Raw genomic sequence first — 20809 nt, forward strand, 5'->3', positions numbered from 1 at the left:
TATGTATGGCAGAGAAGAAGGGATTCGAACCCTCGCACCGCGTTAGCGATCTACTCCCTTAGCAGGGGAGCCCCTTGAGCCACTTGGGTACTTCTCTGTATGGCTCCGCAGGTAGGACTCGAACCTACGACCGATCGGTTAACAGCCGATAGCTCTACCACTGAGCTACTGCGGAATAATGAAGACAATTTGTATCTTATAAAAATTCTCTCTGTAAGTCAAGAAGTTTTTAACAACATCTTGTTCAAACGTGACATGTTTATAATATACTGGATTGCGTTTTTACTGTCAAGATGTTTTCGATATCGGTTTGAGTTTCCCTTTACACTTTCCACAGACATATCTTTTTGTATTTATTTGACGCCTTCTTACATATTGAAGTGAACACTCCATACATTCATACTTATAAATCTTTTTTTCCTTCTCTTCATTAATCATTTGTTTACAAAAACGTGGTGCCTCAACTTTCTTTAACAACTCACGGAAATCCCTGTCCCTGTGCTTATACCCTCTTCCTGCAATATGTAAGTGATAATGACAAAGCTCATGTTTAATAATCCCGACTAACTCTTCTTCACCATACACTTCGTAATATCGATAATTCAGTTCGATATTATGACTCTTCAATAAATAACGCCCACCAGTTGTACGTAATCTATTATTAAACACTGCTTTATGTAAGAACGGCATCTCAAAGTATTGTAGTGACACTTCTTCCACTAGTCGCTGAATTTCTTGCTCATCCACTCTCATTCCTCCTAAACAAAAAAATATTTTTACACTTTTCTCCCTTCTTATACATATATTAAATAGTACATATACCCATCCTCATGTAAGAAGCGTGGTTTCTAAAAACAAAACATGAATAGAAATCCACTCACCAACCTCTCATCAATAGCATTTTAGATTTTTGAGAGCAGGATTAAACAAGGAGGGATTCCTATGCCTACGTGGCTAAAAAAACAAATGCAACGTGCATATTTCGAAAAAAACCGGTATCAAATTAAATTATTAAATGAATGCTGGTTTTATTATAGCAAAATACATCAAAGCTCATAATCCATTACACTTTTTATTCCATAAAAAAAGAGCAGTTTCATCTGCTCTCTTCTCTTACTATTCAATCGGCAACATAGATAGTGCAACGCGTCCTTTTTTTGTATCAATATCATCTACCCATACTTTTACAATTTGCCCTACTGATACAACATCTAACGGATGCTTTACAAACTGTTTGCTAAGTTTAGAAATATGTACTAAACCATCTTGCTTTACGCCAACATCAACAAAAGCACCAAAATCAACAACGTTACGAACTGTTCCTTCTAATTCCATACCACGTTTTAAATCTTCTAATTTCAAAATCCCTTTTTTCAGAAGTGGTTTAGGCAACTCATCCCTCATATCTCTTTCTGGACTAATAAGTGCATCTATAATATCAACTAACGTCGGCTCCCCAACTCCTGTTTCTTGAGATAACTTAGAAATCTCTACTTCTTCCAATCTCTTTTGTAATTGCGGTTGTCCTACGTCATCTATCGATAACCCTAGACTCTTCAATAACAATTCAACATTCTTATATTGCTCTGGATGAATACCTGTTCGATCTAATGGATTCGCTCCTTCTAGTATACGTAAGAAACCTATACATTGTTCATACGTCTTTGCACCTAAACGCGGGATTTTCTTTAATTCCGTGCGCTTCGTGAATTTCCCATCTTCTTCTCTCTTTGCCACAATATTTTTCGCAACAGTTTTCGATAAACCTGAAACATATTGTAACAATGCAACCGAAGCCGTATTTACATTAACCCCAACTTGGTTAACAGCTGTTTCTACTACAAATGTTAATGACTCATTCAGTCTCTTTTGAGATACATCATGTTGGTATTGTCCAACCCCAACTGATTTAGGATCAATTTTCACAAGTTCAGCAAGTGGATCTTGCAGACGTCTTCCAATAGAAACGGCACTTCTCTCTTCAACTTGTAAATTTGGGAATTCCTCACGAGCTAAATCAGAAGCTGAATATACACTAGCACCCGCTTCATTTACAATAATATAAAAGACATCTCGGTTCACACTTTGTAATACATCTACTATAAACTCTTCTGTTTCTCTAGATGCTGTCCCATTACCAATTGCAATCATTTCAACTTGATATTTATCTATAATAGAAAGAACTTTCGTTTTTGCATCATCATATTTACGAACAGGTGGATGCGGATAAATAACATCGATATGTAGTACTTTCCCCGTATCATCTACTACAGACAATTTACAACCAGTTCTATATGCCGGATCTACCGCTAGCACGACTTTCCCTTTCATCGGAGGTTGTAATAGTAAGTTACGTAAGTTCTCAGAGAAAATATGTATCGCTTGTTCTTCAGCTGTTTCTGTTAATTCTTTACGAATTTCTCTTTCGATTGAAGATTGAATTAATCGTTTATAACCATCTTCAATCGCTAATTGTACATAATGTGCACTTTTCGAATCGTTATCACGAATTACTTTCTTATTTAAAAAAGTTACTATCTCATCTACTGGCGGAACAACAGCAACTCTCAATATATCTTCTTTCTCGCCACGATTCATTGCTAATACACGATGTGGCACTACTTTTTGCAATGGTTCTTCATAACTGTAATACATTTCATATATATTCTTTTCATCTTTTTCTTCATCTTTCACGGACGAAGACATAACACCTTTTCTAAAAGTAACATTTCGAATCCAACTACGATACGCAGCTTCATCTGAAACCATTTCTGCAATAATGTCTTGTGCACCTTGTAAAGCTTCTTCTGCAGATTGCACTTCTTTCTCTACATTAATAAATTCCACTGCCTTTTTAGCCGGATCTTCTTTCTTATATAACAATAACCATTCAGCTAATGGTTCTAATCCTTTTTCTTTAGCAATTGTCGCTTTCGTTCTTCTTTTCTCTTTATATGGACGATATAGATCTTCTACTTCTTGCAACTTTGTAGCTTTAACAATTTGCTGTCGTAGCTCTTCTGTCAGTTTCCCCTTCTCATCAATAAGACGAAGAACTTCTTCCTTCCTATCTTCAAGTTGCATCATATATTGCCATCTCTCTAAAATCGTACGAATTTGCACCTCATCTAAAGAGCCTGTCCATTCTTTTCGGTAACGAGCAATAAATGGAACTGTGTTACCTTCTTCTGTTAATTGAATAACATGACGAACTTGCTTTTCGGTAAAGCCTAATTCTTTCACTAACATTTTCATTAACGCTTGTCGATTATCTACCATTTCCATATACAACCGTAACCTCCTCTATAATAAAAAAAGTTGCCCTTCAAAGAGAGCAACTTAAACTGCCGATTTAAAAATCTATTAGTCCTAAACTAATTTGTAACGCTTCATCTACACGACTCATCATCACTTCATCCAAATGAGTGATTTTGTCCGTTAAGCGTTGCTTATCGATTGTTCGAATCTGCTCAAGTAAAATAACAGAATCTCTCTCAAAACCATACTTTTTCGCATCAATTTCCACATGAGTGGGTAATTTCGCTTTTTGAATCTGTGCAGTAATAGCCGCTACAATCACCGTTGGACTAAAACGATTTCCGATGTCATTTTGAATGACAAGAACCGGACGAACGCCTCCTTGCTCAGAACCAACAACTGGGGAAAGGTCTGCAAAATACACGTCGCCGCGTTTTACAATCAAAATATTACCCCCCGCTAACTAAGCGTTCTACTGTATGAGCTGCTTCATACTCTGCTAAGAAAGCTTCAGATGCAATACCAAGATTAATTTTTCCCATTTCAATGTACCCACGTCGCATTGATTCATGTTGGTAGCGTTTCTTCGTCTTATGTTGACGCAATAACAATTGTGTTGCCTGGCAAATTAGTTCATGGCGATTCTTATTCTCTTGTTTTCCAATTCCGTCCAATTCCGTTACCATTTGCTTTGGCAACCGAACCACGATTTCAGTAGTTACACTTGATTCGGACACAAAAATACACCTCCACCGTCAACTACACACCCAAATATATATATGACACCTATTGTAATAATACCATTGTATGGAGCCTGTTGCAAAGACTTCCTTATTCCTTGCTTATGTTTTCCAATTCACAAACAAAACATTCATCTTCTTAAATTTTTTATCTCATAACTAACTAAAAACAATAGAACTCCTCTTCAAAACTTACGTGCAACTTATATAAAAAATGATTATAAGTAAAAAGCTTCTCATCAAAAAGAGCTTATTATCCAGCAATGAACAGTCACTCCAATGACAAGAAGCAATCATACTACCTTCTATATATTGTTCAAGTAATTAATTATCTCTACAACCTTACCATTCCGTATAAATATTCTTGGCACACGGAAACTGATCGTTGCAATAATTTCATAATTAATAGTCCCTGAGTATTCCGCAACCTCTGTAGCGCTAATATACTCATCTCCTTGCCTTCCAATAAGCGTAACTTTCGTACCAAGTGGCACTTCACAAGGAAGATGAATCATGAACTGATCCATTGTTACTCGCCCTACAATCGGTACCCTTTTACCATTTATAAGCACTTCAAATCCTTGTAACCTTCTAAGCCACCCATCTGCATAGCCAATCGCTACAGTCGCAATCCATTCTTCAGTTTTCGTTCGATAGGTGACGTTATAACTAATTCCATCACCTTTAATTACCTGTTTAATATGAGCAACTTTCGTATGAAGTGATAGCGCCGGTTCTAATTCAAATGGTAAAAAAGGACGTATTTCTACAGAAGGAGATAATCCATACATTGCAATCCCAATTCGCACTGCATTAAATGTAATCCCTTGAAAACGTAACGTCGCAGCACTATTAGCTGTATGAACAAACTTAGGATCCACTCCGAATTCTTTCAACCAACTTAACTGCTCCAAGAACGTGTTATATTGCTTATCAAAATACGAAGTCTCAACCTCATCTGCCGTTGCAAAATGCGTGTATACTCCTTCTAACTCTAAAAACGGTGCACCCTCTAAACTCTTTAAAAATTCTTTTAGCTCTTTTCTTTCACGTATTCCAATTCTCCCCATACCACTATCAAAGTTAATATGGAATTTCATTACAGATGAACCATCCCAAAGTTTAATTGCTTCTTCCACCCATTCTTTTTGAAAAACAGTTAGCGCTACATCATTTTCAGCAGCTACATTTACATCACGCGGCGGCGAGGGACCTAACACTAAAATCGGTTCAGTAATACCAGCCCTCCGAAGCACTAAAGCTTCATCTAAAAAAGCAACAGCTAACCTTGTTGCACCTGCTTCTAATGCCGTTTTAGCCACCGGTACATAATCGTGCCCATATGCGTTTGCTTTAACTACAGCAAAAATCTCTACATTACTTGGGATGAACTCTTTAATATGTGTAACGTTGTTATAAATGGCATCTAAATCCACTTCCACCCAAGTGTCACGGTAAAATGGTGCTTCTTCCATAAATACACTTCCTTATACACGATATGCGAAGCTTATTCTTTTATATGCTTCTTTTATGAAATCCACCTTCAAACTAAGAAAAGACGTGGTGCACATATATCACCACGTCTAAGAAGTTTACTTCACCTGCTTCGCTGTAACTGAACGAGCAACCATTAACAGCTCCTTCGGCTCTAAACCTTTAGACACGAGCATATATTCTACTCCGTTATGCGACCACGTTACAGAGTCTTTCGTTAATGCACCAATCGTAAACCCAAGATCAACTGGTTCTCCACTTACACTTACCGCTGATGATGCCTCTGCAACTTTTGCCTTTTCTTGTATTAAAGTAAAGGATTTCTTATTTCCAGTGTATGTGAGTATCGCACGCTTGCCACTGTCTGTCTTCAACTCTTTTTCATCTTTCAGAGTCATACCTTGTGGTGTATCAAGTGGATACAAAATAGCAAACGGTTTGTCTTCTTTCGCTGTTGTTTGAACATCTACCTGTGCTCTAGACATATTTTGTTTCGTATCAAATGCACCTTTATCAAATTTCGCATCGAATTTCACTTTAGAGAAATCTACTTTCACAAGAACATTTTGATCATTATCCATTAACTTCACTGAAACTGGAGTCAAGTCGCTCTTATTCAATGTAATCTCTTGTCTCGGCAACATATTTTGATGTTGATAGTTTGTTTTTGTTTTAAAAATATAATACTTATCTGTTTTCTCAAAAGTAAGGTTTTTCTTGTCCTGCAAAATATCTCTTACAAGTGATTCATATAAATAAGCCTGGCTACTATTTTGCGGCCAATCACTTTGAAAACGGAAGCTCTTATTAAGTGCTGGCGTTAATACAAATACACCTTCTTCATTTCTCAAAATAATTTGGCTCTGATCTTTTTTTGCATTTTTTAAATTCACACGATAAAAAGACGGTTCCTTATGCCAAATCTCTACGTTATATTCTTGAGGCTCATTGCCTGTTTTAATAGATAATTTTGCCTCAGCTTGATAACTTTTCATCCCTTTTACTTTTGATTCTAAATCTCTCACGACATCATCTTGCTTCTTTTCCATACAACCCGCCAACACAAAAACGGTCAACAAACCGACAAGAACTAAAAACAGACGCCTTTTCATCAATTCAGCCCCTTTGCCCCTATAAATGAATGGAAGATGTACCTTCCTTATCGCTACCTCAAATATATGAGACAAAGATATAAAATATGCAGACTAGCGTGACGAGCTTTCTAAAACAACTTGAGCAACAGCAAATTCCTTACTATGACTAATTGATAAATGAACAATATACTCTGTACTTGTAATCAGAATTGGCTTACCTCTTTCATCATTTTTCACTTCAATATCTAAAAAACTCACTTCTTTTCCGATACCAGTACCTACAGCTTTTGAATACGCCTCTTTCGCTGCAAACCTTCCAGCTACAAACTCTGTAAGACGACTTCCTTTCAGCTCCATAGCAACATTACGTTCATTTTCCGTTAAAATACGTTCCATAAATTTAAGCTTTCCATCTAGCATTTTTTCAATACGATTTAATTCAATAATATCGATACCAATCCCTATAATCATTTCGAAATCCCCTTCTTCTATTTAACTTTCTTCTTTCATATTGATAAGAATAACAGAGAATCTTTCTGATGCAAAAGGGGTGAAAGTAACCGTATGCTAATAAGATCCACTCATATTTCTTTACAACCGACTATTCTTACCTTACTTCTTATTCATTTAGTCATGATGATATTAGGCGACTTTTTTCTCTTACCACTGGCAGCCTCTAATGAATATATCGCTAAAGGAGAATGGTGGCGTGTCATAACTTCTCTTCTCGTACACGTAGACTTACAACATTTTCTTTCTAATAGTATTTTTTTGTTCGCTCTTGGTTCTTCTATCGAAAAGCAACTCGGACACTTTTCTTTTTTTATTCTATTTTTTCTCTCTGGAATTTCTGGAAATATTTCTTCTTATATTATTATGCCGCTTGAATATATTCACGCAGGTGCATCAGGTGGTATTTTCGGACTATTAGGTGCACAGTTATTTTTATTGTACAATCGATACCGCTCTTCAAAACCAAAAGAAATTGCCATTTTCTCAATTATGATTCTTCTATTACTGCTATTTACTTTCTTTAACCCTTCTGCCAATCCGATCAGTCATTTAACAGGTTTAATAACCGGTGGCATTTTAACCCCTTTTTTAACCAAAAAAAACGATGGTGCAAAGCTTATTTAATATAAAAGCTTGCACCATCGATAATTTCTACATCTACTTGTTCACTTAAATCTCTCATTAATTGAAATAAAGACTCATCCTTCATCTTCGCCTCAATCATACAATCAATTTGCGGAACACTTCCCTTTATCCTTCTTAAAAAAGATAAAAATGCCTCTACATTAATATAATCTGCATGAGCTCTTGGATCTTTTCCCTCTCTAGGGCTAGAGATATGCATTTTAACCGGCAACAAAGACGTTTCCCACGTATGAACGACACGTGCCCAATCTTCATACCAATCTTCTTGCTCATTATTCATCATATGGTGATGTAAGTCAAATACGACGGGAATATCTAATTTTTCTCCTAAATATAATGTTTCCTCTAACGTAAAGGTTGTATCATCATTTTCTAATATAATCATTTCTTGAATACCCCTTGGGACATTCGACCAATTCTCTATAAAGCGCTCTAATGCAAGTTCTTTATCTTTATATCCTCCTCCGACATGCAGTACACATCGTTGCTTATGTTCAATCCCCATACCTTTTAATAATTTTTTGTGCATCTGCAATGTTTTTACAGATTGTTTAAAAACACTCTCCTCAGGTGAATTTAGTACAACAAAATGATCTGGATGGAAATCAATTCTCATATTCATATGAACTGCATATTCACCTAGTTTTTTTAAATTTTCTTTTAAAGGACGAATATAGTTCCACTCTAGCAATTCCTCATGATTCGCTAAAGGAATGAGCTTTGAACTGAGCCGAAAGAAAGATATGTCATGCCCTTTATTATGCTTTAATAAACGTAAACAATTTTCTAAATTGGAATTAGCAATTCTTTCAAGTTTACGAATTGCAGCAGCACGATCATCTAATTTCTGAAACTGTGCATACGTCATCGTTTGAGATGGAGATGCATTCTTCAAATGTACACTCATCGCAACGTAACCAAGCCTTACAAGCATATAACAGCCCCTTTTCTATCATAACTATTATGTAGTATGCACAATTATAGAAATAAAAAAAGAGAATGCCCGCAAAGGGCATTCTCTTTTTTTTATTAAGCTTGTGGACGGCTATGATGTTTTCTTTCGCCGCGTCCATTTGAAGAACCAGGGCGACCTTGGCCTTCACCTCTACGACCACGACTACCACCATCACGATTGCGATCACGGTTTCCGTCACGATTACGTCCATCACGGTTACGGTCACGATTACGTCCATCGCCACCGCCGCGTGCATCACGACTACGATTACGGTTACCATCACGGTATCCGCCTCCGTTACCGCCGCGTTTTTTAGAACCGCCGCCTCTTGAAACAACAGGTGGTTCTGATGTTAAAGCGATCGGAGTTGTATCCGGCTCTTTAGTCATCATTTTTAAAGCAGCAGCTACTACTGTTACAGAGTCATTTTCTTCTAACATTTCTTCTGCAATACGCTTGTAGTATGCTAAGTTTTCATTTTCAATTGTGCTTTGAAGCTTTTCAGCGATTAAACGTTGTTGACCTTCTAATGCCTCGTCAAGTGTCGGTGCATCCATACGGTCCATTTTACGTTTTGTTGTACGCTCGATATTTTTTAATTGTCCTGATTCACGTGGTGTTACAAATAGCATTGCAATACCTTTTTTACCTGCACGACCAGTACGACCGATACGGTGAACGTATGATTCTGGATCTTGTGGAATATCGAAGTTATATACGTGCGTTACGCCTGAAATATCAAGACCACGTGCAGCAACGTCTGTTGCAACAAGAACTTCAATAGAACCTTCTTTAAATTTACGTAATACAGACATACGTTTCGCCTGAGTTAAATCACCGTGAATACCTTCTGCAGCATAACCACGTAAGTTTAATGCTTCTGATAATTCATCAACACGACGCTTTGTACGACCGAATACGATTGCAAGCTCTGGAGATTGAATATCTAATAAGCGTGTTAACACGTCAAACTTTTTCTTTTCTTGCACTTCTAAATAGAACTGCTGAATGTTTGGCATTGTTACTTCTTTTGCTTTTACTTTAATGTGTTGAGGCTCAGTCATGAAACGCTCAGCAATACGGCGGATTGGATCCGGCATTGTCGCTGAGAATAGTAATGTTTGATGTGTTTCTGGCACATCTGTTAAAATTGCTTCAATGTCTTCAATGAAGCCCATGTTTAACATTTCATCCGCTTCGTCAAGAACAACTGTCTCTACGTTTTGCAGGCGAAGTGTTTTACGGTTAATATGATCTAAAATACGACCCGGCGTACCAACAATAATGTGTGGGTGTTTTTTTAGAGCACGAATTTGGCGGTTAATATCTTGACCACCATAAATTGGTAAAATACGAACGCGTTTATGCTTACCAATTTTGTATAATTCTTCTCCAACTTGAATTGCTAATTCACGCGTTGGCGCGATAACAATACCTTGAACCGATTCTTTATGTGTATCCACTTTATCTAATAGTGGTAATCCGAATGCTGCTGTTTTCCCTGTACCTGTTTGCGCTTGCCCAATAATATCTTTACCTTGCAATGCATGTGGAATTGTTTCAGCTTGAATTGGTGTAGCCTCTTCAAAGCCCATACTTTCAACAGATTGCAGTAAAGAATCACTTAATCCTAATTCTCGAAATGTTGTCAATGTTACTTCTCCTTTTCTATCCTATACTTATCATTTAAAAAAAGGCGTTTTCCGAATTTGCGGAAAAGCCCTTTTCCTGAATGCTCACGTATATAAACGGGCGTATATTCTTCACGAAAATACTTCTAAACGTTATTACACTTTATCAATTATAAGTTTTGTATGTGTAAAAAGCAAACCCAACTGTTACCTTATTTTCATATTCAGAGTTTTTTTCTTCACTTTTATTTTTTTATATTTACTGTAAGCGCTTATTATAAGTTTCTTCTATTTTCGTAACTATCATCCCTATTTATATACACCAATTATTTCAACATCGTAATTACTTCTTCTAATTTCATACCGCGAGATGCTTTTATTAATACAACATCTTTCACATCGACTACTGCTTGTAAATCTTTTACTAACTCTTCTTTATTATCATACGCCTTTACACGTTCATTAGGGAAATTAATTTTCGCTCCTTCAGCAATTTGAGCCCCTAATCTACCGTATGTGAATACATGCGAGATTTTTGCTGGATCGATTAATTTTCCTACCTCATAATGGAACTGTACTTCTTGATCTCCAAGTTCTAACATATCACCGAGCACAACGATTTTTTTAGCAAAACCATCTAAACCATTCATTAAATGGAATGCTGCTTCCATAGCCGTCGGACTTGCATTATAAGCATCGTTGATAATTGTTAAACCACTATTTGTTTTCACAATTTCCATACGCATGCCCGTCATTTGAAGTGTTACTAAACCTTCTTTCATCTCTTCCCACGTTACACCAAAATGTTTCGCAATTGCCATTGAAGCAAGTGTATTATACACATTATGTTTTCCTAACACAGGTAAGTAGAATGAAATATTTTCATCTCTATTCATTTTGAAATGTGTCCCAGTTGCTTGTAATGTTACAGTCGTTGGATAATAATCGTTTGCTCTTGCATCACCAAACGTAACCGTTTCTGCTGCTAAATTCATTTCAGGAACACGATTCGTTAATAAAGGCTCATCTCCGTTATATACGAACACGCCACCTTCTTGTAACCCTGTAACAATTTCTAATTTCGCTTCAGCAATTGCCTCACGAGACCCTAAATCCATTAAATGTGCCTCACCAATATTCGTAATGATAGCTGCATTAGGACGAGCTAACTTAGATAAGAATTCAATTTCGCCTCGGCTTGACATACCCATCTCTAATACTGCTACTTCTGTATTTTCTTCTAAGTTTAAAATGGTAAGAGGTAATCCAATATGGTTATTGAAGTTCCCTTCTGTTTTTTGCACTTTGGATTTAGTCGCAAGAAGACTTGTTACAATATCTTTCGTAGATGTTTTACCGTTACTACCCGTTACACCTACAACTTTAACATCCAATTGATCACGATAGTTTTTCGCTAACATTTGCAATGCGGATAGCGTGTCTTCCACAAAAATAACCGGAAGATTCTCAGGTGGATTCGCTACATCTTTCATCCATAATGTAGCCACAGCTCCATTTTCAACAGCTTTATCTACAAAAGCATGTCCATCAAAGCGCTCCCCTTGAATCGGAACATACAAGTTTCCTTTTTCAATTTTTCTTGTATCAATAGACACGCCTTGAATAGTAATTCCCTCATATTGCTCTGCTAATCCAGTACCATTTACCATCTGTTCCACTTGCTTTAACATTCGCTTTATCATATAGAAACGCTCCTTACATAGAGGAAGCACTATTCCTACGAATAGTGCTTCCTCCTTTTTTGTTAGATTGTATATTTAATTTTTTGTTTTTCTTCGTGACGTTCAATCGCTAAACGAATTAGCTCTTCGATTAATTCTGGATACGGTAACCCAGTATGTTGCCATAATAGAGGGAACATACTGAACGGTGTAAATCCTGGCATTGTGTTTACTTCGTTAATATACACTTCTCCATCTTTCGTTAAGAAGAAATCAGCTCGCGTTAAACCTGCACCGTCTAATGATTGGAATGCAATAATTGCATCACGCTTAATTACATTAGATTCTTCTTCTGTCATTTCAGCTGGAATAATTAGCGCCGTATCACCATCGATATATTTCGACTTATAATCATAGAAGTCCTTTTTCGGAACGATTTCACCTACAACTGAACATTTCGGCTCATCATTACCTAGTACCCCAACTTCTACTTCACGACCTACAATATTTTCTTCTACAATAATTTTGCGATCAAATTGGAATGCCTCTACAAATGCATCCTCAAGTTCTTCACGATTTTTACACTTATTAATACCAACACTTGAACCAAGGTTCGCTGGTTTTACGAAGCAAGGATATCCTAACTTATCTTCTACTTTAGAATAAGCTTCCTCACGATTTTTTTCCCATGCACTACGAATGAAGGATGCATATTTTGCTTGTTTTAAACCAGCCTCTGCAAAGATGTTTTTCATAACAACTTTATCCATACCAGCAGATGATGCTAGAACACCATTTCCTACATAAGGGATATTCATTAATTCTAATAGTCCTTGAACCGTTCCATCTTCACCGTTTGGTCCATGTAGTAATGGGAAAATAACGTCAATAGCGTTCTCCTCAGAAGCTGCAGATGGGATAATTTCTGTACTTAATGATAACGGAGAAATCGCATTTTCTGCACCGCTCATTTTTAAAGCTTCAACATCTGTTACTTCGCCTTCAATACGCTCACCGCGTACCCATTGACCTTGTTCTGTAATATAAATTGGATGAATCTCGAATTTATCTTGATTTAACGCTTTAATAGCAGCAAGAGCCGTCTGTAGCGAAACTTGATGCTCAGCTGATTTTCCACCATATAATAAACCTAATTTAATTTTCGTCAATGAAATCACCCTAACCAATTGTTTTCATTTTTCTATTTTAGCACTTTTTATAAAAATAGGTAGTTCCTATTTGAAATAAAATGTAACTTCCATAAATAATTAAATAACATCACTTATTGGTTTTTCATTTCATTTTCTATATAGCTACACAAAATAAAATGGCAATCTAATCTAGTTATGTACCTAAAATATGTAGAAATCCCCTTTTTTGTGTATGTCACCTATTCACTAAGAAGATTGTTTGGTTAGTGTGTCTTTTTGCCTTTGCTCCACAAGGCGATCTAAAGAAACATATACAATACCTGCAACTACACATCCTACAGCTAAAATTGTAAATAGAAAGTGACCAAGTAATCGATCTAATAAAAAACCTCCCAAAAGTGGACCAAATGCGCTTCCTGTAATCCACTGCAAACTTGCAGCTCCCATATAAGTCCCTCTCAAATGCTCAGGGGCCAAATTTGCTACAAATGTCATCTGTACAGGCGACATAATCATCTCACCTAACGTATATATAGCATAAACGAACAGTAGTGTTATTAAAATAATTGTAGCATTTGTATTAAATTCTCCAAACCACTTCGGTAACCACCCTATAAAAAATAATCCAATCCCGAATAAACATGCACCATATAACATCGTCTTCCCAACTGGTTTATCCGTAGCCCATTTTGAAATTTGAAACTGGAATAAAACAACTAATAGTCCGTTTAACGCCATTAAATATGGATATGGATTATTCGTTCCAAAAATACGCTTCATTTCATTATCAAAATGTAGTGGCAGCATGCCTTCCGTTTGAGAAAACCCCATCGAAATGATAATACCTGCTAATAAGTAAATCATTAATGCCTTATCTCGCATTACAATTTTCCAAACTGCCCCAGATTCCTTTTCTTTATGTTCTTCCCTATCTGTCCTTTTTGGCATCGTCTCTTGAATAAGAAGTAATACAAGTAACGCATAAAATAGCATTGTAGAAGAGGCAATAATAAACACAAGGTTCTTTGACAACACAACTACTGATGCTCCCATTATCGGACCAATCGCAGCACCTATATTGTGTCCCATTCGTAATAAACCATATGCCTCTGTTCTTTTTTCTGGTGCCGTTACATCCGCGACCATAGCTGATGCAGCTGGATGAAATAAAGAATTACTCAACCCTAAAAAAATAGATAAAATTGCATACGGAATAAATCCTTCTATAAATAGAAAACCGAGCATTAATAATGCATTACTTGCCATAGAAAATATCATAATAGGCTTTCTTCCATATATGTCAGCAATTCTCCCTCCTATAAGTGATCCAAAGCTTGCAGCAATTGGAGAAAGCGCCATAATAACCCCAACTTCCAACAACGAATCTACCTTATCTTTTAAATATAATGCAAAAAAAGGCATTAACATCATCATTGCAATTCCATTTAACGTCTCTCCAATAAATCGAATCCATACGTTACGGTCCATCTCCCTTAACTCACGCCACGTATTTTTCATCATTCCACCCCTTTAGTTAGCCAACAATTATCTTATAACAAGTTCAGAAAAATGTAAATTTTCAAATAAAAAAATCCATTCTAACAGAATTAGAATGGATTTTTTCGCTTATAAATTTGCAACATCTTCTTCTTTTTTACTATTATTTAAAGCACTATGTTTTCGGCTATATAAGAAGTAAACCGCTATACCAATAACCATCCATATCCCAAAACTAATCCACGCTGTCCCTGATAATTGAAGCATTAAGTATAAACAGAAAATCACTGTTAATGCTGGTAAAAATGGTACAAGCGGAGCCTTAAATGCCCTTGGTAAGTCTGGATGAGTTCTTCTCATTACGATTACCGCAACAGCTACAAGTGCAAATGCTGACAATGTCCCCATATTTACAAGATGTGCTAAAACATTTAAATCTATTAATCCTGAAATCAGTGCCGCAATAATCCCCGTTGTCCATGTATTTAAAAATGGCGTTTTAAATTTCGGATGAACTTTAGCAAGACGCTTCGGCAGTAAACCATCTCGGCTCATCGCATAAGAAACACGAACTTGCCCATACATCATAACTAGCATTACTGTTGTAATTCCTGTAATCGCTCCTACTGAAATTACCCCCGCTAAACCATCTTGTCCAATAAATTGAAGTGCAAAAGCAACTGGATCTGATATATTTAGCTGGCCGTATGGAACAATTCCTGTCAAAATAAGCGAAACAACGATATAAAGAACTGTACAAATTAATAACGATGCAATAATACCAATTGGTAAATCACGTTGCGGACGTTTCACTTCTTCTGCCGCTGTTGAAACTGCATCAAATCCTATAAATGCGAAGAATACTGTAGCCGCTCCAGCCATTACACCATCTAAACCAAATGGCATAAAGGGCGTCCAGTTTTCAGGTTTCACATAATTAAAACCAGCAAAGATAAAAATAAGAACAACTGCTATTTTAATAAATACCATAATGTTATTTACTCGTGCACTTTCACGAACACCCCTAGATAAAAGAACTGTCATCACTAAAATAATTAGAACTGCAGGTAGATCAATTATTCCACCCTTTCCTGTACCAGGAGCCGAGGAGAGAATAGTCGGAATGTGAATTCCAAACCCCTTTAATAAAGATTGAAAATATGCAGACCAACCGTTTGCTACAGCAGATGTAGCAAGTAAATATTCAAGCATTAAGTCCCAGCCAATTAAAAATGCGAACACTTCCCCCATCGTCGCGTATGTATACGTATACACACTGCCCGAGACAGGAACTGAAGAAGCAAATTCAGCATAACAAAATGCAGCAAAGGCACAAGCTAACGCGGCAATCGCAAATGATAATATAATAGCTGGCCCAGAATGTTTCGCTGCCACAACACCCGTTAGAACAAAAATACCAGTTCCAACAATTGCTCCGATTCCAAGCATAGTTAAATCTAGCGCACCCAATGTTCTTGCTAACGTTTTTTGCTTACTTTCATGCATTAACTTTGCAATTGGCTTCTTTTGAAAAATTTGCTTCATCTTTCACTCCTCCAAGTTTTAAATTTTCTGAAAATTTTTAATTCGCTTTTTTATTTTACTCATTACGCTTTTCCTAGTCAATACTTTTGTCGAAACAAGTAGAAATTCTTCTGAATATGCACGATCCTTATTATTCTTTCTATATATCTTTCCATTATTTTTTTGGTATTATTATACATGTCGATTCCGTGAAAAAGGCATGCCCCCTTATTGAGAGCATGCCTTTTTTACTTATTTCACAGTATATGAACCTTGTTCAATCCAGCTATACATATACTTTTCATCTTCTGTTTCATGTGCTTGTTTTACAATACGAAGCGGACGGAATGTGTCTATCATAACAGCTAATTCAAGCGTCTCTTTCTTCCCTATACTTGCCTCTGTTTTCCCCGGATGCGGTCCATGGGGAATCCCGCTCGGATGAAGTGTAATAGAACCTTCTTCCACACCTTTGCGACTCATAAAGTTTCCTTCTACATAGTAAAGAACTTCATCACTATTAACATTACTATGATAATATGGTGCTGGAATTGACTCTGGATGATAATCGTATAAACGTGGTACGAAAGAGCAAATAACAAAATTATGTCCTTCAAATGTTTGATGTACTGGCGGTGGCTGATGAATGCGCCCTGTAATTGGTTCAAAATCCTCTACATTAAATACCCACGGATATAAATAGCCATCCCATCCAACAACATCTAACGGGTGGTGTCCTAAAACATGTTTATGCATATAGCCTCTTGATTTTGTCATTACGACAAACTCGCCTTTTTCATCATATGTCTCTAATTTTTCTGGACCACGAAGATCTCTTTCACAAAACGGACTATGCTCTAACAATTGTCCGTATTCATTTCGATAACGACGCGGCGTTGTAATTTGGCTATTTGCCTCTACAACAAGAAACTTAGTCTCTCCTTCATCTGGAATAACACGATAAATCGTTCCAATTGGAATCGTTACATAGTCGCCTTTTCTATAGTGAATCGTTCCAAACATCGTTTCAATTTTCCCTGTTCCATAATGAACAAATAACATTTCATCGCCATCACCATTACGATAGAAATAATCCATTTTTTCTGTTGGACTCACTACTCCAATTAACAAATCTTCATTTCCAAGTATGAAATTCCGTCCACTTATTGCATCACCACTTTTTTTACTTTCTTTCGTTCGAAAGTGGCGATGAGAAAGAGCAACATCCTCTTCATACTGCAACTGACAAGAATGCGATAATGCAGAATGACCTACTTCTGTTGGCATATAATGATGATACAAAATAGACTGCGTACCAGAAAAACCTTTTGTTCCCATTACCTGTTCACGATAAAGCGACCCATCTTTTTTACGAAATTGTACATGTCGTTTATGAGGTAGTTCTCCCATGTGACGATAAAACATGCCCATCACCCGCTTCCTTTTCTTTTTTGATCGTATTACGTAGTGTACCTAAACCAGTAATCGACAGTTCTACAACATCTCCATCTTGTAGCCACTCTTCTGTACCCAGTTCTAAAATACATCCTGTTCCTACTGTCCCAGAACCAATCACATCTCCTGGATATAACGTAACGTCCTCTGAAGCACGTTCAATCATTTCAGCAAATGTATAGTAAATATCTTGGAAGTTTCCTTTTGATAATAGTTTTCCATTTACATGAGCAGTCATTTCTAAATTATATCGATCACCATTACGATAAACGTCTAATTCCTCTTTCGTAACGAGATGTGCTCCTAATGAAGTTGCAAAGTCTTTTCCTTTCGCTGGACCGAGACCTACTTTCATTTCTGTTGCTTGTAAGTCTCTCGCACTCCAGTCGTTCATAATACAATAACCAAAAATATATTCCTCTGCTTGCTCTCGAGAAATATTTCGCCCTTCTCTTCCTATTACGCAAGCAATCTCCAACTCATAATCAAGCTTTTTAGACTTTTTCGGACCAATTACAAAATCACCGGAACCAATTACAGCACGATGATTAGTAAAATAAAAAACCGGAATATCATACCATTCAGGCACAACATCTAATCCTCTTCGTCCACGAGCTGTTTTTACATGTTGTTCAAATGCGTAAAAATCTCGAATACTACTCGGATTAGGAAGAGCAGCTGTCAATTGTACTTCTTCTAAAGCATATATACCCTTATTTGGATTCTTAATATTCCGCACTACTTCTACATACTCATCCGCTTTCTCTAAAAAATCCATCATAGAAGAAGGGATTTTCCCTTCACTAGCAAGATTCATATCTATTACTTTGTCACCTTCAAGCCATCCAGCCCGTAGTTCTTTTGAAGGAAGACAAAATGTAACAAATTTCATCCTGATTCCTCCTTATAAAAATGAAATTTCCACCAGCAAAGGGACTTTTGCTGGTGGATACAAATCTTATAAGTTTCCGCGACGCTCTTGTTCTCTTTCAATTGATTCGAATAACGCTTTAAAGTTTCCTTCACCAAATCCACGAGAACCTTTACGTTGAATGATTTCAATAAATAAAGTCGGACGATCTACAATTGGTTTCGTAAAGATTTGTAGTAAGTAACCTTCATCATCACGATCTACTAAGATCTTTAATTCTTTTAACTTATCAATTTCTTCATCGATTTTTCCAACTCGTGCAGTTAGCTCATCGTAATAAGTATCAGGTGTATCTAAAAACTCCACCCCATTTGCACGAAGCGCTTCAACTGTTTTAACAATATCACTTGTTAATAAAGCAAGATGTTGTACACCAGCTCCATTATAGAATTCTAGATACTCTTGAATTTGTGACTTTCTCTTTCCGTCTGCTGGTTCGTTAATAGGAAACTTAATACGACTTCCATTCGTCATAACTTTTGACATTAACGCCGAATACTCTGTACTAATATCGTCATCATCAAAATGAATCATTTGTTTAAAGCCCATAACATTCTCATAATAACTAACCCACTCTTCCATTTTTTCAACATTACCAACTACATGATCAACAGCAATTAAACCAGACTCCTCAAATGGAATATTAAATTCTACCTTTTGGAATCCTGGCATAAATGCCCCTTTATAATTTTTACGCTCTACAAGCGTATGAATTGTATCACCATACGTACCAATAACTGCTTTTTTCAATGTACCGTCCTCATCTGTTAATTCCTGCGGTGGAGCAATTGCGACGGCACCACGTTTCACTGCTTCTGAGTATGCTTTATCAACATCATCAACAAGTAGTGCCACATCCTTCACGCCATCACCATGAGTCTTTACAAACTCTGCAATACGATTTTCACTACTTAAAGCTCCAGACACAACGAAACGCATATTTTTTTGCACAAGAACATAAGATACCTTTTCACGGTTTCCAGTTTCTAATCCAGAGTAAGCTACAATTTTGAATCCGAACGCTCTCGCAAGATAATAACTCGATTGCTTTGCATTCCCTACGTAAAATTCCAAATGATCTACATCACGTACTGGAAAAAAGTCCTCCATTTGTGCAGCTAGCGTATCCATAGATTTTTGTTTCATAATATCTTCATCCCCCTGTAAATAGATTAAATGGTCCATACTTAAAACCAACCGAAAACGCTTCCAACATTAATTAATAGAAATTAGTTAGCAAGCTAACAAATTCTGACCTTTAAAATTTTCTATCTTTTCTGTCAAATTCCTCTTTTTTTCTTACATATAAAATTCGACTTTTTTCTCTTTGAAATAAAGCGGGATTTTATTCAGTGGATTTTTGATTATTCGTTGAATCAAGTTTCAACCGCAGCGTTTAATTAGCCATGAATGCTGGATAATGAGGTAACTTTAATACTTGAGGGTATATAAGAAGAATATAAAAAAGACTCCAACATATTAACTACTTACTAATACGTTAGAGTCTTTATTTTTTTTGAATGATTGTATTTATATATCTCATACTAATACATTTGCAAGGAATAGAATAAATGATGTTAATATTACCGCTCCACCTAAGGATCCTAATAAATCTGTTTTTGTTACTTGAAACACTTGTTCACTGTTCATATCCCTCATTCTCCTTCCTTTTTTGTTTAATTTAAAACTTCTATTATACTAATACACTTGATAAAAATACGATTAATGCTGTTAATACTACCGCTCCACTTGCTGATCCTACGAAATCACCTTTTGTTACTTGTAATACTTGCTCTTTCATATCATTTATCCTCCTTTTTTTCTTTTGTTACAAAGCTTCTATTATACTAATACGCTTGATAGAAATACGATTAACGCTGTTAATACTACCGCTCCACTTGCTGATCCTACGAAGTCACCTTTTGTTACTTGTAATACTTGCTCTTTCATATCTTTCATTCTCCTCTCTTTTTCTTTTATTACAAAACTTCTATTATACTAATACGCTTGATAAAAATACGATTAATGCTGTTAATACTACCGCTCCACTTGCTGATCCTACGAAGTCACCTTTTGTTACTTGTAATACCTGCTCTTTCATATCTTTCATTCTCCCTTCTTTTTCTTTTGTTACAAAGCTTCTATTATACTAATACGCTTGATAGAAATACGATTAACGCTGTTAATACTACTGCTCCACTTGCTGATCCTACGAAGTCACCTTTTGTTACTTGTAATA

Annotated in this window: 23 protein-coding genes and 2 tRNA genes; 2 read left to right on the plus strand and 23 right to left on the minus strand. The window is 36.4% G+C overall.

Going from position 1 to position 20809, the window contains the following annotated elements:
• Positions 1–6: 6 nt before the first annotated feature.
• The 3 genes from ACQGSG_RS17470 to ACQGSG_RS17480 form a co-directional block, all read right to left on the minus strand.
• Positions 7–97 (minus strand) — tRNA-Ser (locus tag ACQGSG_RS17470).
• Positions 98–100: 3 nt separating this feature from the next.
• Positions 101–175, minus strand: a tRNA-Asn gene (locus tag ACQGSG_RS17475).
• 113 nt (positions 176–288) lie between these two features.
• Positions 289–747, minus strand: a complete 459-nt coding sequence (locus tag ACQGSG_RS17480; protein ID WP_000344239.1) for a SprT family protein — start codon at positions 745–747, stop codon at positions 289–291.
• Between the two features lie 195 nt (positions 748–942).
• On the opposite strand from ACQGSG_RS17480, the gene cmpA reads away from it, so the two are divergent.
• Positions 943–1059, plus strand: coding sequence for a cortex morphogenetic protein CmpA (cmpA, locus tag ACQGSG_RS17485; RefSeq protein WP_001143642.1), 117 nt, complete (start codon positions 943–945; stop codon positions 1057–1059).
• A 57-nt stretch (positions 1060–1116) separates the two neighbouring features.
• Here the strand turns inward: cmpA and ACQGSG_RS17490 are convergent, their stop codons facing one another.
• From ACQGSG_RS17490 to acpS, 6 genes are all read right to left on the minus strand, one after another.
• A complete protein-coding gene (locus ACQGSG_RS17490; RefSeq protein WP_000426236.1) occupies positions 1117–3285 on the minus strand; it encodes a Tex family protein in 2169 nt (722 codons plus the stop codon).
• A gap of 67 nt (positions 3286–3352) precedes the next feature.
• Positions 3353–3703 (minus strand): type II toxin-antitoxin system endoribonuclease NdoA, encoded by a 351-nt coding sequence (ndoA, locus tag ACQGSG_RS17495; protein ID WP_000635965.1) that lies wholly within the window; start codon positions 3701–3703, stop codon positions 3353–3355.
• A 4-nt stretch (positions 3704–3707) separates the two neighbouring features.
• A complete protein-coding gene (locus ACQGSG_RS17500) occupies positions 3708–3995 on the minus strand; it encodes an antitoxin EndoAI (protein ID WP_000004570.1) in 288 nt (95 codons plus the stop codon).
• Between the two features lie 308 nt (positions 3996–4303).
• Complete coding sequence (alr, locus tag ACQGSG_RS17505; protein ID WP_000390617.1) at positions 4304–5473, minus strand: alanine racemase; 1170 nt, start codon at positions 5471–5473, stop codon at positions 4304–4306.
• Between the two features lie 117 nt (positions 5474–5590).
• Entirely contained in the window at positions 5591–6541 is a 951-nt protein-coding gene (locus ACQGSG_RS17510; RefSeq protein WP_002060618.1) for a LolA family protein, read from the minus strand.
• A 156-nt stretch (positions 6542–6697) separates the two neighbouring features.
• Positions 6698–7057 carry a holo-ACP synthase gene (gene acpS, locus ACQGSG_RS17515; protein WP_000583417.1) on the minus strand — a complete coding sequence of 120 codons (360 nt, stop codon included), beginning with the start codon at positions 7055–7057 and terminating at the stop codon, positions 6698–6700.
• A 93-nt stretch (positions 7058–7150) separates the two neighbouring features.
• Here acpS and ACQGSG_RS17520 point away from each other — a divergent pair, with 93 nt between their 5' ends.
• Positions 7151–7723 carry a rhomboid family intramembrane serine protease gene (locus tag ACQGSG_RS17520; protein WP_000908523.1) on the plus strand — a complete coding sequence of 191 codons (573 nt, stop codon included), beginning with the start codon at positions 7151–7153 and terminating at the stop codon, positions 7721–7723.
• On the opposite strand, the gene uvsE is transcribed toward ACQGSG_RS17520, so the two are convergent.
• The 14 genes from uvsE to ACQGSG_RS17590 all read right to left on the minus strand — a co-directional run.
• A complete protein-coding gene (uvsE, locus tag ACQGSG_RS17525) occupies positions 7716–8678 on the minus strand; it encodes a UV DNA damage repair endonuclease UvsE (protein WP_000961161.1) in 963 nt (320 codons plus the stop codon). The genes ACQGSG_RS17520 and uvsE overlap by 8 nt on opposite strands.
• Positions 8679–8773: 95 nt before the next feature.
• Complete coding sequence (locus tag ACQGSG_RS17530; RefSeq protein ID WP_000206584.1) at positions 8774–10351, minus strand: DEAD/DEAH box helicase; 1578 nt, start codon at positions 10349–10351, stop codon at positions 8774–8776.
• A gap of 305 nt (positions 10352–10656) precedes the next feature.
• Positions 10657–12033 (minus strand): UDP-N-acetylmuramoyl-tripeptide--D-alanyl-D-alanine ligase, encoded by a 1377-nt coding sequence (gene murF / locus ACQGSG_RS17535; RefSeq protein ID WP_325842687.1) that lies wholly within the window; start codon positions 12031–12033, stop codon positions 10657–10659.
• 62 nt (positions 12034–12095) lie between these two features.
• Entirely contained in the window at positions 12096–13181 is a 1086-nt protein-coding gene (locus ACQGSG_RS17540; protein ID WP_000161427.1) for a D-alanine--D-alanine ligase, read from the minus strand.
• 228 nt (positions 13182–13409) lie between these two features.
• The gene (locus ACQGSG_RS17545) at positions 13410–14681 is read right to left on the minus strand and encodes an MDR family MFS transporter (protein ID WP_000799724.1); all 1272 of its coding nucleotides are present in this window, start codon (positions 14679–14681) and stop codon (positions 13410–13412) included.
• Positions 14682–14789: 108 nt separating this feature from the next.
• The gene (locus ACQGSG_RS17550) at positions 14790–16205 is read right to left on the minus strand and encodes an amino acid permease (RefSeq protein WP_000809349.1); all 1416 of its coding nucleotides are present in this window, start codon (positions 16203–16205) and stop codon (positions 14790–14792) included.
• Between the two features lie 231 nt (positions 16206–16436).
• Positions 16437–17609, minus strand: a complete 1173-nt coding sequence (locus ACQGSG_RS17555; RefSeq protein WP_013141710.1) for a homogentisate 1,2-dioxygenase — start codon at positions 17607–17609, stop codon at positions 16437–16439.
• Positions 17575–18531, minus strand: a complete 957-nt coding sequence (locus tag ACQGSG_RS17560; RefSeq protein WP_000673989.1) for a fumarylacetoacetate hydrolase family protein — start codon at positions 18529–18531, stop codon at positions 17575–17577. Before ACQGSG_RS17560 ends, ACQGSG_RS17555 begins: the two co-directional genes overlap by 35 nt.
• A gap of 66 nt (positions 18532–18597) precedes the next feature.
• Positions 18598–19716, minus strand: a complete 1119-nt coding sequence (hppD, locus tag ACQGSG_RS17565; RefSeq protein WP_000810922.1) for a 4-hydroxyphenylpyruvate dioxygenase — start codon at positions 19714–19716, stop codon at positions 18598–18600.
• Positions 19717–20109: 393 nt separating this feature from the next.
• Positions 20110–20220 (minus strand): DUF3948 family protein, encoded by a 111-nt coding sequence (locus ACQGSG_RS17570; RefSeq protein WP_001083690.1) that lies wholly within the window; start codon positions 20218–20220, stop codon positions 20110–20112.
• 43 nt (positions 20221–20263) lie between these two features.
• Positions 20264–20371, minus strand: coding sequence for a DUF3948 family protein (locus ACQGSG_RS17575; protein WP_000664237.1), 108 nt, complete (start codon positions 20369–20371; stop codon positions 20264–20266).
• Positions 20372–20412: 41 nt separating this feature from the next.
• On the minus strand, positions 20413–20529 hold the full coding sequence (locus tag ACQGSG_RS17580) for a DUF3948 family protein (RefSeq protein WP_000654250.1): 117 nt from the start codon (positions 20527–20529) through the stop codon (positions 20413–20415).
• Between the two features lie 34 nt (positions 20530–20563).
• Positions 20564–20680, minus strand: a complete 117-nt coding sequence (locus ACQGSG_RS17585) for a DUF3948 family protein (protein WP_000654250.1) — start codon at positions 20678–20680, stop codon at positions 20564–20566.
• Between the two features lie 34 nt (positions 20681–20714).
• Positions 20715–20809, minus strand: a 95-nt coding sequence (locus ACQGSG_RS17590) for a DUF3948 family protein (RefSeq protein WP_000696157.1), incomplete at its 5' end; no start/stop codon positions are given.

Origin of the sequence: Bacillus sp. GMa5/1, from assembly GCF_050172015.1 — a bacterium.
Taxonomy (GTDB): Bacteria; Bacillota; Bacilli; order Bacillales; family Bacillaceae_G; genus Bacillus_A; species Bacillus_A cereus.